The sequence below is a fragment of the Hoeflea marina genome (assembly GCF_003182275.1).
Taxonomy (GTDB): Bacteria; Pseudomonadota; Alphaproteobacteria; order Rhizobiales; family Rhizobiaceae; genus Hoeflea; species Hoeflea marina.
The window spans coordinates 13763-28185 of record NZ_QGTR01000012.1 but is presented as its reverse complement, the minus strand read 5'-3'; the positions used below and the strand labels follow the sequence as shown (position 1 = coordinate 28185).

The window sequence follows — 14423 nt, the reverse complement described above, 5'->3', positions numbered from 1 at the left end:
GCGTCGATCTGGAGTGCCCGGTGTCCGGAAGGCATCGGGTCCGACACCGGCGGGGCGTGGGCGACCATGCCAATTCCATCCCCGGTTACACCATTGCGGGCTGGTCCCGCGCGCCCCGCATTCCGGTTTGGGCCGGAAGCACTCGAAATACCCAGAACCGTCGGTGACGAAGTCACGCGCGGATTTTCGGCGTGGGTGGCGGGTGCCGCGCGTAAGCCCCTCCCCCTTGTGGGGGTCCGAAGGACGGGCGAGACCCGTGGCTCGCCCCGGCAAGGTTGGGGAGGGGTTCTGATTTCTATGGAATTTTCCGGCGGGTGCAGGCAATGCAGAGGCCCCTCCCCGGACCTGCGGTCCGACCTCCCCACAAGGGGGAGGGTTAAGCCCCTACCCGTCGATGCAGGCGCCGAGCCTGAGCACGAGCTTGCGGTCGAACTGCTGGTCGCGATCGAACATCCAGGCCAGCGCATCGGCGGTCTTCCAGCCGCGCTTGTAGGGCCGCGCCGAGGTCAGCGCCTCGAACACGTCGCAGACCGTGGCGATGCGCACCAGCGGGCCGATCTCGGCGCCGCTCAGCCTGGCCGGATAGCCGCTGCCGTCAAGATATTCGTGGTGGTGCAGGCAGATCTCCAGCGCCTCGGGCGGCAGGTCGGCATGTTTCTGCAGGATCTGGTGGCCGCGGCGCGGATGGCTCTGGATCGTCGCCCGCTCGGCGACCGTCAGCTTGCCCTGCTTCTGCAGGATGCCGTTGGAGATCGACAACTTGCCGACATCATGCAGCATGCCCGACAGCACCAGCAGTTCGACCGTGTCGCGGTCGAGACCGAGGGCGTCGCCGAGCTTGCCCATCAGCACGCTGACCGCCAGCGAGTGCTGGAACGTGGTCTCGTCCTTGCTCTTGAGCCGCGACACCTCGAAGAACAGCGACGTCGTGGCCGGGTCGGCATCCGCCATCTCGGCGATGATCGGCGCGAGCAGCTTCATGTCGAGCTCGCCGCCGGTGGCGATGCCGGTCAGGCCCTGCCTGAGCGCGCGCACCGAGTCCGACATGATCACCGCGGCGCGGGCTCGATCCATGCTGCCGGCCGCATGGGGGTCGGCACCGGCGCGGCTGCCCGCGGCCATCGGACTGCCGGCTGCGCGGGCGCTGCCTGCCGCCGTGTTGATCACCACGAAATCGGCGGGGCATTGCCGGATCGCCCGGAGATCGGCATCCGACTTCAGCACGAAGCGGCGCTTGCCGAAGAGCGCCTCCGAGCACTCGACCGCCTCGACGAACATGCCCTTCTCGATGGCGGTCTTGGGAATGCGTGTGAGCATCAGGAGGCCCGGGAGTTGACGAAAATCACCACACTCTTATGTGCGGCGGAGCGGTTGCGGAAAGGTAAACAGGGCGCCCCGATTTCCTGCCGCCGCCGGGCCGGAGCGCTGTGTGAATGCGGCATCGGGGCGCACTGCCCGGCCAAGGCGGAATGATCCGGATTGAGCCTGCCGGGGACCGGTCAGACAAAAGGCGGACCGCCGGCCCGCCTCTGTCCAAGTCCCGAAAGGAAATCCCTCAGAAAAACGCCTGGATGCCGGTCTGGGCCCGGCCGAGGATCAGCGCGTGCACGTCGTGCGTGCCCTCATAGGTGTTGACGGTCTCGAGATTCTGCGCGTGCCGCATGACGTGATATTCCGCCTGGATGCCGTTGCCGCCATGCATGTCGCGCGAGGCCCGCGCGATGTCGAGCGCCTTGCCGCAATTGTTGCGCTTGATGAGCGAGATCATCTCGGGGGCCATGTCGCCCGAATCCATCAGCCGGCCGACGCGCAACGAGGCCTGCAGGCCGAGCGCGATCTCGGTCTGCATGTCGGCGAGCTTCTTCTGGAACAATTGCGTGCCGGCCAGCGGCTTGCCGAACTGCTTGCGGTCGAGACCGTACTGGCGGGCGCGGAACCAGCAGTCCTCGGCAGCCCCCATCACGCCCCAGGAGATGCCGTAGCGGGCGCGGTTGAGGCAGCCGAACGGACCCTTGAGGCCCGAGACGTTGGGCAGCAGCGCCTCTTCGCCGACTTCGACATTCTCCATCACGATCTCGCCGGTGACCGAGGCGCGCAAGCTGAGCTTGCCGCCGATCTTGGGCGCCGAAAGCCCCTTCATGCCCTTCTCCAGCACGAAGCCGCGGATCTGGTTGTCATGCGCTTCCGACTTGGCCCAGACGACAAAGACATCGGCGATCGGCGCGTTGGAGATCCACATCTTCGAGCCGTTGAGCACATAGCCGCCGTCGGTCTTCTTCGCCCGCGTCTTCATGCCGCCCGGATCGGAGCCGGCGTCGGGTTCGGTCAGGCCGAAGCAGCCGACCCACTCGCCGCTGGCGAGCTTGGGCAGATACTTCATCCGCTGCTCTTCGCTGCCATAGGCATGGATCGGATACATCACCAGCGAGGACTGCACGCTCATCATCGAGCGGTAGCCCGAATCGATGCGCTCGACTTCGCGCGCCACCAGTCCGTAGGACACGTAGCCGGCATCGGAGCCGCCATAGGCCTCGGGAATGGTCACGCCCAGAAGACCCGCCTCGCCCATCTCGGCGAAGATGTCGCGGTCAGTGATTTCCTCGAGATAGGCGCGGGTCACCTTCGGCGCCAGCCGGTCGGCGGCGAAGCTCGCGGCGGCGTCGCGGATCATCCGCTCCTCGTCGCTGAGCTGGTCCGAGATCAGGAACGGATCGTCCCAATGGAAGGCGGCACGGGAGGGTGCGTGGACGGCGGAAGCTTCATTCATGGCAGACTCCATCTCCGGACAGGATTGCTCCTGCCCTCAAATCGTGCAGGTTCGATACCGTGAAACGGCCCTGACCGCAAAGCGCAAATTGGCCCCCCGCATCAGCGGATGTCGTCGCGCGGGACCCAAAGCGCCAGCAGATCGACCGAACCGAGGGCTCCCTCAACCGGCACCGCGAGCCGACCCAGCGCCAGTTCGCTGCCGTCATGGAGCCAGGTGGTGATCTCGAAATAGGATGGCATGCCGGTGGCAATGACCTCGCGGAACGCCGCCTGCACCCGGCGGACGGAATGCGCCGGCAGGCTTTCCGACAGCGGTTTGCCGATCACCGGCCGGGCGAACGGCCATGATGCCATCGTGGCGCACTCCGCCCAGATCAGATCGCCGCCCGGGCCGTAGTCTCCGCCGCGCTCGCATATCCGGGCAAGATAGGGATAGGTGCCGCCGAGATCGGCCAGGTCGAAGCTTTCGGCAGGTGGCGGACGGTCATGGGCGCGGCTGGCATGCCACAGCGCCACGAACGCTTTGGCGGCGAGCGGCGCGCCGGCGGGAAGCGAAAACTGGTTGATGGCCTCGGCGCTGGCGAAGACGGGGGAACGCGCAGTCTCATTGTCACTCATGTCGGGCGACCATAACTAAGCCCTCGACAAGTGCGCCCGCCAGGGCTTACCCTCAGATGCCGATCTTTTAACCCTGGACGCCACATCGTGGATTCGAATCTCGTCGATCGCCTGCGTGTCGCCGCGAGCCTGGCTTCGTCGATAGCGCACTATGCGTCGAGCCGCGGCATCGACGTGGCTCCGATCGCACGCGCCTGCGGTCTTGATCCGGACGAATTCGGCAAGCTCGGCGTGATGATCAGCCTCGACCGGCTCTGCCGCCTGCTCGAGGCGCTCGCCATGCTGGCCAACGATCCGCAGTTCGGCCTCAAGGCGGGGCTGGCCTTCGAGAAGGGCGCCTCGGGTCCGTTCGGCTACGCGCTGATGCACGCCCCGACGCTGCGCGATGCGCTGGTGTTCATGGGGAGGAACCTCACCAAGATATCCCAGACCAGCGGCTGCACGCTGGAGATCGGGCCGCGCGAGGCGCGGCTGGAGTGGACCTTCTCGCCGCTGATCCTCAAGCGTGACCAGTATGTCGACATGAGCGTGGTGATGGCGCTCGCCCGCTTCCGCGGCATCCTCGGCCAGGACATGGATCGTGCACGCCTGGAGCTCGAACGTGAAAAACCAACAAATGTATACATCTATCGGGAAAGCCTGTGCAGGAACCTCGTCTTCGGCGCCCCGATCAATGCCCTGGTCTTTCCCAGCGAACTGCTCTCGCGCGCCAACGCCAATGCCGATGCGCGGCTGTTTGCCATCATGTCCCAGCAGATGGATGCGGTGCCGGTGCAGCGGCCGCAGAGCGAGGATCTGATGACGATGGTGCGGCTGCACATCATCGACAGCATCGGCACGCGGCCACCCTCCCTCTCCACCACGGCGGCCAGCCTCGGGTTGAGCGAACGCACGCTGCAGCGGCGATTGAGCGAAGCAGGCACCAGCCTGAAGGACATGATCGACGAGGGACGGCGCGAACTTGCCCAGCGCCTGCTCAGCGAAACCTCGCTCAGCCTGTCGCAGATCGGCTTCAGGCTCGGCTTCTCGGCGCCGAGCGCCTTCACCCGCTCGGCCACGCGCTGGTTCGGGGTTTCGCCGAGCGCCTTCCGGCAGCGCGGCATCGCCCAGAACGCTTGACGCAAGTTTGTTGCGCGCCGGGCCTGCCGGGCGACACGGCTGGGCAATCGCCCACTCCCTGCGCATTTGACTAAATCACCATCGAATGGCGCGGCCGGTTAATGCCTTTGGCGGCGAACCGCTTCATAGGAGCGGCATCACCACACCCGCCGCGGTCGCGCTTCAGCGAGGCCGGGCCGAACACGGGCGCAAAGCCGCTTCCGGTCAAGCCTTGCCGACTGGCGAGACACCGGACCTGAGCCGACCAGCCTGCCGAGCATCGGAACCATGCAATCGGTCGCCCCACGGCGGCCGGTTGCGCCGCGTTCCGGTGTGAAAGGACACGAAGACATGGATCTTTCCAGCAATCCGGGAACCGTTCCGCTCACCCGAACCGAAATGAAGTGCCTGACAATGATCGCCGAAGGCTACACCGAAGAGGAAATCGGCCGCGAGCTGACCCTGAGCAAAGAAGAGACCACAGCGGTCCTCAACGTCGTGGTCATCAAGCTCGGCTCGCCCAACCGGATGGCGGCAATCGGCAAGGCCATGCGGCTGGGCATGATTTCCTGCAACTAGAGCATTTCCAGAGGTGGTGACCTTCCCATGGTCACAGGACAATACGCAAAACCAGAAGCTTGCAGCGCGTCTTCAATGAAACGAACGAGCGCGCCGAGGCGTCACAGCCAGCGATCGTAGTCCGACACCAGCAGGTGCACCGGATCGACATCCTCTGTGATGGATGAGAAGCGACCGATCGGCTCGCGGAAGACATTGTCGGTGAGATCGTCGTTGACGGTCGAGACCTCGCCGATCAGCACGTCGCCGCCCTCGCCCCAGAAGGCGTGCCAGACGCCGGGCATCAGTGTGACGCTTTCGCCCGGATCGAGCGACAGCAGCCCGCCGGCGTCAAGCGTGCGGATGACGCCGTCGGTGGGCACATGGACCTTCGATGTCGGATCGACCGAGCCGTCCTCGGCGGAATTGAACAGTTCCAGCACCAGCTTGCCGCCGCCGCGGTTGATGATGTCCTCTGCCTTGATGGCGTGCCGGTGCATCGGCGAGAGCTGCTTGTCGCGCGAGATCATGATCTTTTCCGCGTAGAGCATGCCCTGGCCGCGGGCGAGGTCCTCGGCCGAGCCGTTGCGAACCGTGAACAGGAACAGCCCGAGATCGGCGAACTTGCCCTGGCCGTAGTCGGTGATGTCCCAGCCGAGCCGGGCCGCGCGGATTGCCGCCCCGTCCGATGCGGTGCGGGCCTTCAGTTCGGCCGGGCTCCAGTAGGCAAACGGCGGCATGACATAGCCGAAGGACCGGATGAAGCGGTCGCTCTCCAGAAGAATGTCGTTGATCTCGCTGCGATTCATGCTTTCCCCCGGGGCGTCTGGGCCCGATGCTTGTTCGGCACCTGATTTACGGCTTTCGCCGCCCGCATGCAATCGGCAGCTCGCCATATCATGGACGGTTGATCGGGGATGGTTGCATATGCAACAAATGCCGGCCCGGGGATTGGGGCGGAGAAACGGGAACGAGCAGGCCGATGACAGTTCAAAAAGGGCAGCCGTCAACTGCGCCGCGCGACGGAAGGGACGACGGGTTGGCGCTCGAGTCGTTCCTGCCCTTCCGCCTGGTGCGCGCCGCCGAACAGGTCAGCCGCCGCTTCGCCGCCCTCTACCGCGACCGCCACGGCCTGACCCGGCCGGAATGGCGCACGCTTGCCAATCTCGGACAGCACGGGCGGATGACCGCGACCGCGATCGGTGCGAGGGCCGCCATGCACAAGACCAAGGTCAGCCGCGCGGTAGCCTCGCTGGAACGGCGCAAATGGATCGAACGCACCACCGACGGTCGCGACCGACGCATCGAGCACATCGAGCTCACCCCGGAGGGGCGGCGGAACTATCTCGACCTGGCGGAACTGGCGCGCGGTTTCGAGGCCAGGCTGACGGCCGAACTCGGCCCGGCCGGGGCCGCGGCGCTCGACCGCGGCCTGACGGCGGTGGAGGCCATCGATCAGCTGTGATCGCAGGGGCCGGACCAGCCGCGACGCGGGCGTGTCACGCGCGGTGACGCTGACTGATCAGACCGCGCCCGAGCCCCAGGGACCGTGAAAATCGCCGGCCTTGTCCATGCGCTTGAAGCCGTGCGCGCCGAAGAAATCGCGCTGCGCCTGGATCAGGTTGGCGGTGCCGCGGGCGCGCCGGAGCGTGTCAAAATAGCTGACGGAACTTGCCAGCGCAGGCATCGGCAGGCCGTTGGTCACCGCGCCCGCCACCACGCGGCGCAGCGCGCCGTCGGTCTCGAGCAGCACCTTCGAGAACGCCGAGGTCAGCGCCAGGTTGGAGACATTCGGGTCCTTGCTGAAGGCGCCGGCGATCTCGTCGAGGAAGCGCGAGCGGATGATGCAGCCGGCGCGCCAGATCTTGGCGATCACCGGCATCGGCAGGTCCCAGCCGAATTCCGTCGAGGCCGCCGCCATCACCGCGAATCCCTGCGCATAGGCGGCCACCTTGCCGGCCAGCAGCGCCTGTTCGAGATCGTCGATCACCGCCTGCTTGTCGCCCGCCTTCCCCGGTCCGGGCAGGCCGAGCAGTTTCTCGGCCTCGGCGCGCTCGCCTGTCATCGCCGAGAGGCTGCGGGCGGCCACCGCGGCCTCGATGGCGGTGGCGGGCACGCCCATCATCTGGCTCTCGATCACCGACCAGCGGCCGGTGCCCTTCTGGCCGGCGGCGTCGAGGATCATGTCGACCATCGGCTTGCCGGTCTCGGGATCGGCGGCCCTGAGCACGGTCGCGGAAATCTCGATCAGGAAGGAATCGAGCGGACCCTTGTTCCAGCGGTCGAACACGTCGCCGATCTCGGACGCCGCCATGCCGAGATGGTCGCGCATGACGCCGTAGACCTCGGCGATCATCTGCATGTCGGCATATTCGATGCCGTTGTGGATGGTCTTGACGAAATGGCCGGCGCCGTTCTCGCCGAGCCAGGCGGCGCAGGCCTCGCCCTTGAACTTGGCCGAGATCGCCGTCAGCACCGGCTCGACCCGCTTCCAGGACGCCTCCTTGCCGCCGACCATGATCGAGGGACCGTGCCGCGCGCCCTCTTCGCCACCCGACACGCCCATGCCGATGAAGGTGAGGCCGGTGCCGTCGAGCTCCTTGAAGCGGCGCATCGTGTCGCGGAAATTGGCGTTGCCGGCGTCGATGATGATGTCGTCCCTGTCCATCAGCTTGCGCAGCATGGCGATCTGCTGGTCGACCGGATCGCCCGCCTTGACCATGATGATCACCGGGCGCGGCGGCCGGATGGCGGCGACGAAGTCCTCCATCGTCTCGCAGGGCACGACCCGGTCTGCAAGCTCACCGGCGCTGGCGAGGAATTCGCGCGTCCGCTCGGTCGTTCGGTTGAAGACGGCGACCTTGTAGCCGTTGTCGGCAATGTTGAGCGCCAGATTTGCGCCCATGACCGCCAGACCGATCACACCTATTTCCGCCGTCGCCATGATGACCTCCCGCGATTGTTTCGAATTGGCGAGTGTTTTGGCACCTGAGCGGCGGGGGAGCAAGTCTGAAGAGAGCGACAGGGGGATTGGGGCCGGAGGAAGGGCGGCGCGCTATCGCATGTGCCGAAGAATGGGGGCCCCGAGCGCGATGCCACTCGCCCCCCCACCGAATCAATCCGGGCTGTCGTCGCCGTCGTCGAGGACGCGCCAGGCGGCGCCGTCGAGGTCGTCGTACTGGCCGCTCTTGAGCGACCAGAGGAAGGCGCCGAGGCCAAGCGCGCCGAGGAACAGGGCGATCGGGATGAGGAAGATCAGGTTGCTCATACCCGCGCTCCGACGGAAACCGGGGTCGCGCCGGACAGCTGTGCCGCCTGTGCCGTGGAGCCGACCGGCCTGCGGGCCTCCGCCAGTCCCCTGACCGCACCCTTTCGCCGCAGCCGGAGCGAGTTGAGCACCACCAGGATCGAGGAGGACGACATGGCAACCGCCGCAACCAGCGGCGTGGCGTGGCCCAGCACGGCGGCGGGCACGGCGATGCAGTTGTAGAGGATGGCGAGCGCGAAATTCTGCCGGATGAGCTTGCCCGCCTGCCGCGACACCGAGATCGCCAGCGGAACCGCCTCGAGCGACTGGTGCAGGAAGACGAAATCGGCGGCCTGGCGGCCGACATCGGCGGCACCTGCCGGCGCCATCGAGACATGGGCGGCGGCGAGAGCCGGCGCGTCGTTGAGTCCGTCGCCGACCATCAGCGTCCTGCGGCCCGCGGCGGCCAGTTCGGTCAGCCGTGCCACCTTGCCGGCCGGACGAATCCCGGCCGCGAAGGTCCCGAGCCCGAGCTCGCGGGCGAGACCGGCCACCGCCTGCTCGCGGTCGCCGGAGAGGATTTCCGCGTCAAGCCCGAGAGCCGACAGCTCAGCGATGGCCGGCTCCGCCCCGCGGCGCAGCTCGTCGGCGAAATGGAAGCGGGCGAGCAGCCGGCCGTCGCGCGACAGCACGGCTTCCGAGCCCTCATCGTCGGCGGGCGATGCCCCGTCGCCCTGCAGGGCGAAGGAGGCGTGGCCGAGGCGGTAGATGCTGCCGTCGGCGGCGGTGGCCTCGAGCCCCTCGCCCGCCAGTTCGCGCACCGACAGCTCCTCCCCCGCCGTGTCGCCGGCACTGGAGGTCTCCTCGGCCAGCAGCGCCAGCGCATGGCTCAGCGGATGGCGCGAATGGGCGCCGATGCGGCCGGCCAGCCGCAGCCATTCCGGCGCGATCCGCTCCGCGTCGACGAGCCGCGGCAGGCCGCGGGTCAGCGTTCCGGTCTTGTCGAAGACGACGTGGTCGGCTTCCGCCAGCCGCTCCATCGCGGTGCCGTCCTTGACCATGATGCCGTTCTCGAACAGCCGGCCGGCGGCCACCACCTGCACCACCGGCACGGCAAGGCCGAGCGCGCAGGGACAGGTGATGATCAGCACCGCCACCGCCGTCAGCATCGCCTGGCGCCAGTCGCCGCTCACCGCCATCCAGCCGATGAAGGTGGCCAGCGCCATCAGGTGCACAACGGGGGCATAGATCGCCGAGGCCCGGTCGGCGATGCGGCGATAGCCGGCGCGGCCGCTCTCGGCCGCCTCCATCATCGTCACCATCTCGGAGAGGAACGAATCGCGCGCCGCATTCGTCGCCTCCAGCACCAGCGAACCGGTTAGATTGAGCGTGCCCGCCGGCACCATCGACCCCGGCTCCACCGTCACCGGCGCGCTCTCGCCGTTGACGACGGCGAAGTCCATGTCGCTGCGGCCCTCGACCACCCGGCCGTCGACCGGAACCCGTTCGCCGGCGGCCAGCGCGATGCGCATGCCGGGCTGCAGCTCATCGAGGCTGCGATAGTCGCGCCGGCCCGCGTCACCGAGCACCATGGCGCCGCGCGGCGAGAGCATCGCCAGGTTGCGCACCGCCGAGCGGGCGCGCTCGCGCATCACATGGTCGAGCGTGCGGCCGGCGAGAAGAAAGAACAGCAGCGTCAGCGAGGCGTCGAAATAGGCGCTCTCGCCATGGGTCAGAGTCTCGTAGAACGACATCGCGTAGGCGAGGATGACTCCGAGCGAGATCGGCACGTCCATGTTGGTGCGGCCGTGGCGCACCGCGGTCCAGGCCGAGACGAAGAAGACGCGGCCGGAATAGATAAGCGCCGGGGCGGCGATCAGCGCCGAGATCAGGTGGAACAGGTCGCGCGTGGCCGACTCCGCCCCCGACCAGACCGACACCGACAGCAGCATCACGTTCATAGCCGCAAAGCCCGCCACCGCCAGCGCCTTGAGCAGTTCGCGCAGCGCCGGGTCGCCCGCCGCTTCCGACAGGCCCGGCAGATGGGCGGGATAGCCCAGCGCCTTGAGCCGGGAGGCGATCGCGCCGAGATCGGTTCGGGCGCCGTCGGCAAGTTCGGAGAACACCACCGCGACGCGGCGGCTCGACAGGTTGACGCGGGCATGGTCGATTCCGGCGAGCTTCGGCAGTTCGCGCTCGATCAGCCCGATGCAGACGCCGCAATGGACGCCGGGCACGATCAGGTCGCATTGCCTCATCCCGTTGCCGAGCGGGCGGCTTGCGAGCCACAGCTCGTCCGCCGACGGCCCCTCGGTCTTCAGCGCCTCGAGCTCGGAGGCGCTTTCCGTGCCTGCGGCGCAGCAGCTCACTGCCTGAGGCTCCCGTCGGCCAGCGTGTGGATGCGGTAGGCGGCACGGTAGATGGTGGCTCCGTCGAGCACGGCCGACACATGGGCGATCCATTCACCCTCGACGAGCTTGCCGGGGGCTGCGAAGACCCCCTCGCCGCGCGGCGTCAGCGTCATGGTGTGGTCGCCGACGGCGCCGACAGGCCGGTTGAAGGCGACAAGGACGGCGTCGGCCGTGACCGGGTCGCCGGCCTTGTCGGACAGCGCGAAGGTGAAGCCGTCGGGTCCGGAAGCAATCTCGCCCTGGTAGCCAAGCGCCGAGATGGCCCTCGATTCGGCTGCCTTGCCGTTGAATTCCTGGCTGGCGATATAGGTGTTGGGCACCACCAGCCCGGTCCAGGTGGAAATGGCGTAGCTCGCCATCACCAGATTGACGCCGATGATGACCGCGAAGAAGGTCACGATGGTGGCCAGCATGTGGTAGCCGGTGAACTGCTTGGGACGGAAGAAGGCGGTGAGCGTCATCGTCATTTCATCTCCGGGGCATTGAAGTTGGCGAGATAGGTGTCCCGCTCGGTGCTGGACTTGTCCTCGACCACCAGGCGGAACTGGGCCGTCGTCTCGCTGATCAGGTGCCTGGGCTGCAGCACATAGACCCTGAGTTCCCTGAGCCTGTCGGGCTCGACCTTGACCGCGAAAGAGACGCCGTCCGGCTGGTCGATTCCGGGGATCTTCATCGTCGCACCGGGGAGGCCGGAAATCGACAGGAAAATCACCCGCGGCTCGGGAATCATGTTGAGGATCTTGACCGTGTAGCCGTTGCGGATGTCGCCGTTGGATTCGAGCACATATTGCGGATTGCGGTCGTGCAGCACATTGACCTCGAGCCGGTCGCGCGAGAGCAGCGCCACCACCAGCCCGACGCCGACCAGCGCCCAGACGCCCATGTAGAGGATCGAGCGGGCGCGGAAGAGGATCTTCCAGTTGAAATGCTTGACGGTATCGACGAAGCCGTCGGGCGTGCGCACCAGCGCCGGATTGACCGGTGCTGTGCCGCCCGCGGTCGCCAGCGCCATGTTGTCGGAATAGTCCGACAGCGTCGCATAGGAGATCAGGCCGCGCGGCCGGTCGAGCTTGTCCATGACGCTGTCGCAGGCGTCGATGCACAGCGCACAGGTGATGCATTCGAGTTGCTGGCCGTCGCGGATGTCGATGCCCATCGGGCAGACGGCGACGCAGGCGTTGCAGTCGACGCAATCCCCCAGCACCAGTCCCTCGGCCGCCGCCTTCTTGGCATGGCGGCCGCGCGGCTCGCCGCGCCAGTCATTGTAGGTGACGACAAGCGAACTCTCGTCGAGCATTGCCGCCTGGATGCGCGGCCAGGGGCACATGTAGATGCAGACCTGCTCGCGCATCAGCCCGCCGAAGGTGTAGGTGGTGGCCGTCAGCACGGCGACGGTGATGTAGGCCACGGGCGCCGCGCTGCCGTGGAGAAAATTCATCAGCAGCGTCGGCGCGTCGGCGAAATAGAAGATCCAGGCGCCGCCGGTGGCGACACCGATCATCAGCCAGATCGCGTGCTTGGCCGCCTTGCGGACGACCTTGTTGGCGCTCCAGGGCGCGGCATCGAGCTTGATGCGCGCGTTGCGGTCGCCCTCGAGTGCCCGCTCGACCACCAGGAACAGATCGACCCAGACCGTCTGCGGGCAGGTGTAGCCGCACCAGGCGCGGCCGACCACCGAGGTCACCAGGAACAGGCCGAACCCGGCCATGACCAGGAGCCCCGCCACATAGATGAACTCCTGCGGCCAGATCTCGATGAAGAAGAAGTAGAAGCGCCGGTTGGCGAGATCGATCAGCACCGCCTGGTCGGGCGCGTAGGGGCCGCGGTCCCAGCGCAGCCAGGGTGTCACATAATAGATGCCGAGCGTGATCAGCATCACGATCCACTTGAACCGCCGATAGGCGCCCTCGGCGCGCTTGGGGAAGATCTTCTTGCGCGCCTCGTAGAGCGGCTTGCGCTTCCAGGCGGCGTTGACCGATTCGGCTTCGATCCGCTCGATGGCCTGCGGGTCATCGACGGGCTGCGGCGGGATATGGGTATTCATGACACCTACCATGGTTGATGGCGCCACATTGCCCGGAACGACCGCAAGTCGCCTTGATCAGGATCAATTTGCCCGTTGGCCTTGCGCAACTCGCCGGCCCGGGGCCGAATGTCGCTGTGGTCCCCCTGCCCGGCAGCTCCCGACGGATCGGGGGAAAACATCGTCTCCCGTTAGACAGATGCAATTCTCTGCCTCATAGTCGATACAGCGACATGAGGACGCAGGAGGGGACGATCAGATGAACACGGTTATAGACTTTCTCAACACCATCTTCTGGGGCTATGTGCTCATTTACGGCCTGCTTGCAGTTGGCCTGTTTTTCACCTTTCGTCTCGGCTTCGTGCAGATCCGGCACTTTCCCGAATTCTTCCGGGTCATCCTCGGCAGTTCGAGTACCGACCAGTCCGGCATCACGCCGCTGCAGGCGCTGACCGTCAGCCTCGCCTCGCGGGTCGGCACCGGCAACCTCGCCGGTGTCGCCGTGGCCCTCACCCTGGGCGGTCCGGGCGCGATCTTCTGGATGTGGATGGTGGCCCTGGTCGGGATGGCGACCGCCTATGCCGAGAGCACCCTGGCGCAGCTCTACAAGATCAGGAACGAGGAAGGGCGCTATCGCGGCGGCCCCGCCTTCTACATCGCCCGGGGCCTCGGCGCGCCATGGGCCGGAGGCATCTTCTCGGTCTGCCTGATCATCTCCTTCGGCCTCGTCTTCAACGCGGTGCAGGCCAATTCGATCGCCGGCGCGGTCGAGACGGCATTCGGCGTTCCGACCTATGCCTGCGGCCTGATCCTGGCGGCGCTCACCGCCATCGTCATCTTCGGCGGCATCCGCCAGATTGCCCGCGTGGCCGAGATCATCGTGCCGTTCATGGCCATCGCCTATCTGGCGGTGGCGGTCTATGTGATCATCGCCAACATCACCGCCGTTCCCGGCGTCATCGGCATGATCTTCGCCAATGCCTTCGGCTTCGAGGAAGCCGCCGGCGGCATCACCGGCGGCGTGGCCGCCGCCATGCTCAACGGCGTCAAGCGCGGCCTGTTCTCCAACGAGGCGGGCATGGGCTCGGCGCCCAACATCGCCGCCGTCGCCACCCCCGATCCGCACCACCCCTCCTCGCAGGGACTGGTGCAGGCGCTGGGCGTGTTCATCGACACGCTGCTCATCTGCAGCGCCACGGCCTTCATGATCCTGCTCTCGGGCATCTACACGCCGGGCATGGAGACGACCGGCACCGAACTCACCCAGCAGGCGCTCAGTGCCCATATCGGCGGCGCCGGAATCTATTTCGTGGCGATCGCGATCTTCTTCTTCGCCTTCACCTCGATCATCGGCAACTACTCCTATGCCGAGAACGCGCTGACCTTTCTCGGCGCGGATTCGCGCAGCGGGCTGCTGCTGATGCGGCTCGGCGTGCTGGCGATGGTGATCTGGGGATCGATCCAGAGCGTCGCCACGGTGTTCAATGCCGCCGACGCCTCGATGGGACTGATGGCGACCATCAACCTGATCGCCATCATGCTCCTGTCGGGCACCGTGGTGAAACTGACGCGGGACTATTTTGACCAGCGCAAGGCCGGTCTTGCCCCGGTCTTCCATGCCGCCGACTACGGCGAGCTCAAGGGAAAGATCGACGACACGATCTGGAACCGCGACAACGCCTGATCCGGGCCGCACCGA

The 14423-nt window shown here is 66.8% G+C and carries 13 protein-coding genes; 4 read left to right on the top strand and 9 right to left on the bottom strand.

Annotated elements, in window-relative coordinates; genetic code table 11:
* Window positions 1-384: 384 nt before the first annotated feature.
* The 3 genes from DFR52_RS23780 to DFR52_RS23770 all read right to left on the bottom strand — a co-directional run bounded on the left by DFR52_RS23780 (window position 385) and on the right by DFR52_RS23770 (window position 3387).
* Window positions 385-1317 (bottom strand): HD-GYP domain-containing protein, encoded by a 933-nt coding sequence (locus tag DFR52_RS23780; protein WP_110034582.1) that lies wholly within the window; start codon window positions 1315-1317, stop codon window positions 385-387.
* 238 nt (window positions 1318-1555) lie between these two features.
* Entirely contained in the window at window positions 1556-2767 is a 1212-nt protein-coding gene (locus tag DFR52_RS23775; protein ID WP_110034581.1) for an acyl-CoA dehydrogenase, read from the bottom strand.
* Between the two features lie 101 nt (window positions 2768-2868).
* Window positions 2869-3387 (bottom strand): PAS domain-containing protein, encoded by a 519-nt coding sequence (locus DFR52_RS23770; protein WP_110034580.1) that lies wholly within the window; start codon window positions 3385-3387, stop codon window positions 2869-2871.
* An 87-nt stretch (window positions 3388-3474) separates the two neighbouring features.
* Between DFR52_RS23770 and DFR52_RS23765 the strand changes: the two genes are divergently transcribed.
* Together DFR52_RS23765 and DFR52_RS23760 are read left to right on the top strand one after the other, a co-directional pair.
* On the top strand, window positions 3475-4506 hold the full coding sequence (locus DFR52_RS23765) for an AraC family transcriptional regulator (RefSeq protein WP_158285037.1): 1032 nt from the start codon (window positions 3475-3477) through the stop codon (window positions 4504-4506).
* 330 nt (window positions 4507-4836) lie between these two features.
* Window positions 4837-5064, top strand: a complete 228-nt coding sequence (locus tag DFR52_RS23760; protein ID WP_158285036.1) for a helix-turn-helix transcriptional regulator — start codon at window positions 4837-4839, stop codon at window positions 5062-5064.
* A 101-nt stretch (window positions 5065-5165) separates the two neighbouring features.
* Here DFR52_RS23760 and DFR52_RS23755 read toward each other — a convergent pair whose 3' ends face one another.
* Window positions 5166-5852 carry a D-lyxose/D-mannose family sugar isomerase gene (locus tag DFR52_RS23755; RefSeq protein WP_110034577.1) on the bottom strand — a complete coding sequence of 229 codons (687 nt, stop codon included), beginning with the start codon at window positions 5850-5852 and terminating at the stop codon, window positions 5166-5168.
* A gap of 173 nt (window positions 5853-6025) precedes the next feature.
* Between DFR52_RS23755 and DFR52_RS23750 the strand changes: the two genes are divergently transcribed.
* Window positions 6026-6508: a MarR family winged helix-turn-helix transcriptional regulator gene (locus tag DFR52_RS23750; protein ID WP_110034576.1), complete on the top strand. Its 483-nt coding sequence runs from the start codon at window positions 6026-6028 to the stop codon at window positions 6506-6508.
* A 57-nt stretch (window positions 6509-6565) separates the two neighbouring features.
* On the opposite strand, the gene gndA is transcribed toward DFR52_RS23750, so the two are convergent.
* The 5 genes from gndA to ccoG form a co-directional block, all read right to left on the bottom strand.
* Window positions 6566-7987: an NADP-dependent phosphogluconate dehydrogenase gene (gndA, locus tag DFR52_RS23745; RefSeq protein WP_110034575.1), complete on the bottom strand. Its 1422-nt coding sequence runs from the start codon at window positions 7985-7987 to the stop codon at window positions 6566-6568.
* A gap of 171 nt (window positions 7988-8158) precedes the next feature.
* Complete coding sequence (gene ccoS, locus DFR52_RS23740) at window positions 8159-8311, bottom strand: cbb3-type cytochrome oxidase assembly protein CcoS (RefSeq protein ID WP_110034574.1); 153 nt, start codon at window positions 8309-8311, stop codon at window positions 8159-8161.
* Window positions 8308-10659, bottom strand: coding sequence for a heavy metal translocating P-type ATPase (locus DFR52_RS23735; RefSeq protein WP_110034573.1), 2352 nt, complete (start codon window positions 10657-10659; stop codon window positions 8308-8310). Before DFR52_RS23735 ends, ccoS begins: the two co-directional genes overlap by 4 nt.
* Window positions 10656-11168 (bottom strand): FixH family protein, encoded by a 513-nt coding sequence (locus tag DFR52_RS23730; protein WP_110034572.1) that lies wholly within the window; start codon window positions 11166-11168, stop codon window positions 10656-10658. Before DFR52_RS23730 ends, DFR52_RS23735 begins: the two co-directional genes overlap by 4 nt.
* On the bottom strand, window positions 11165-12745 hold the full coding sequence (ccoG, locus tag DFR52_RS23725; protein WP_170132341.1) for a cytochrome c oxidase accessory protein CcoG: 1581 nt from the start codon (window positions 12743-12745) through the stop codon (window positions 11165-11167). Before ccoG ends, DFR52_RS23730 begins: the two co-directional genes overlap by 4 nt.
* A 238-nt stretch (window positions 12746-12983) precedes the next feature.
* Here ccoG and DFR52_RS23720 point away from each other — a divergent pair, with 238 nt between their 5' ends.
* Entirely contained in the window at window positions 12984-14408 is a 1425-nt protein-coding gene (locus DFR52_RS23720) for an alanine/glycine:cation symporter family protein (RefSeq protein ID WP_110034570.1), read from the top strand.
* Window positions 14409-14423 lie beyond the last annotated feature (15 nt).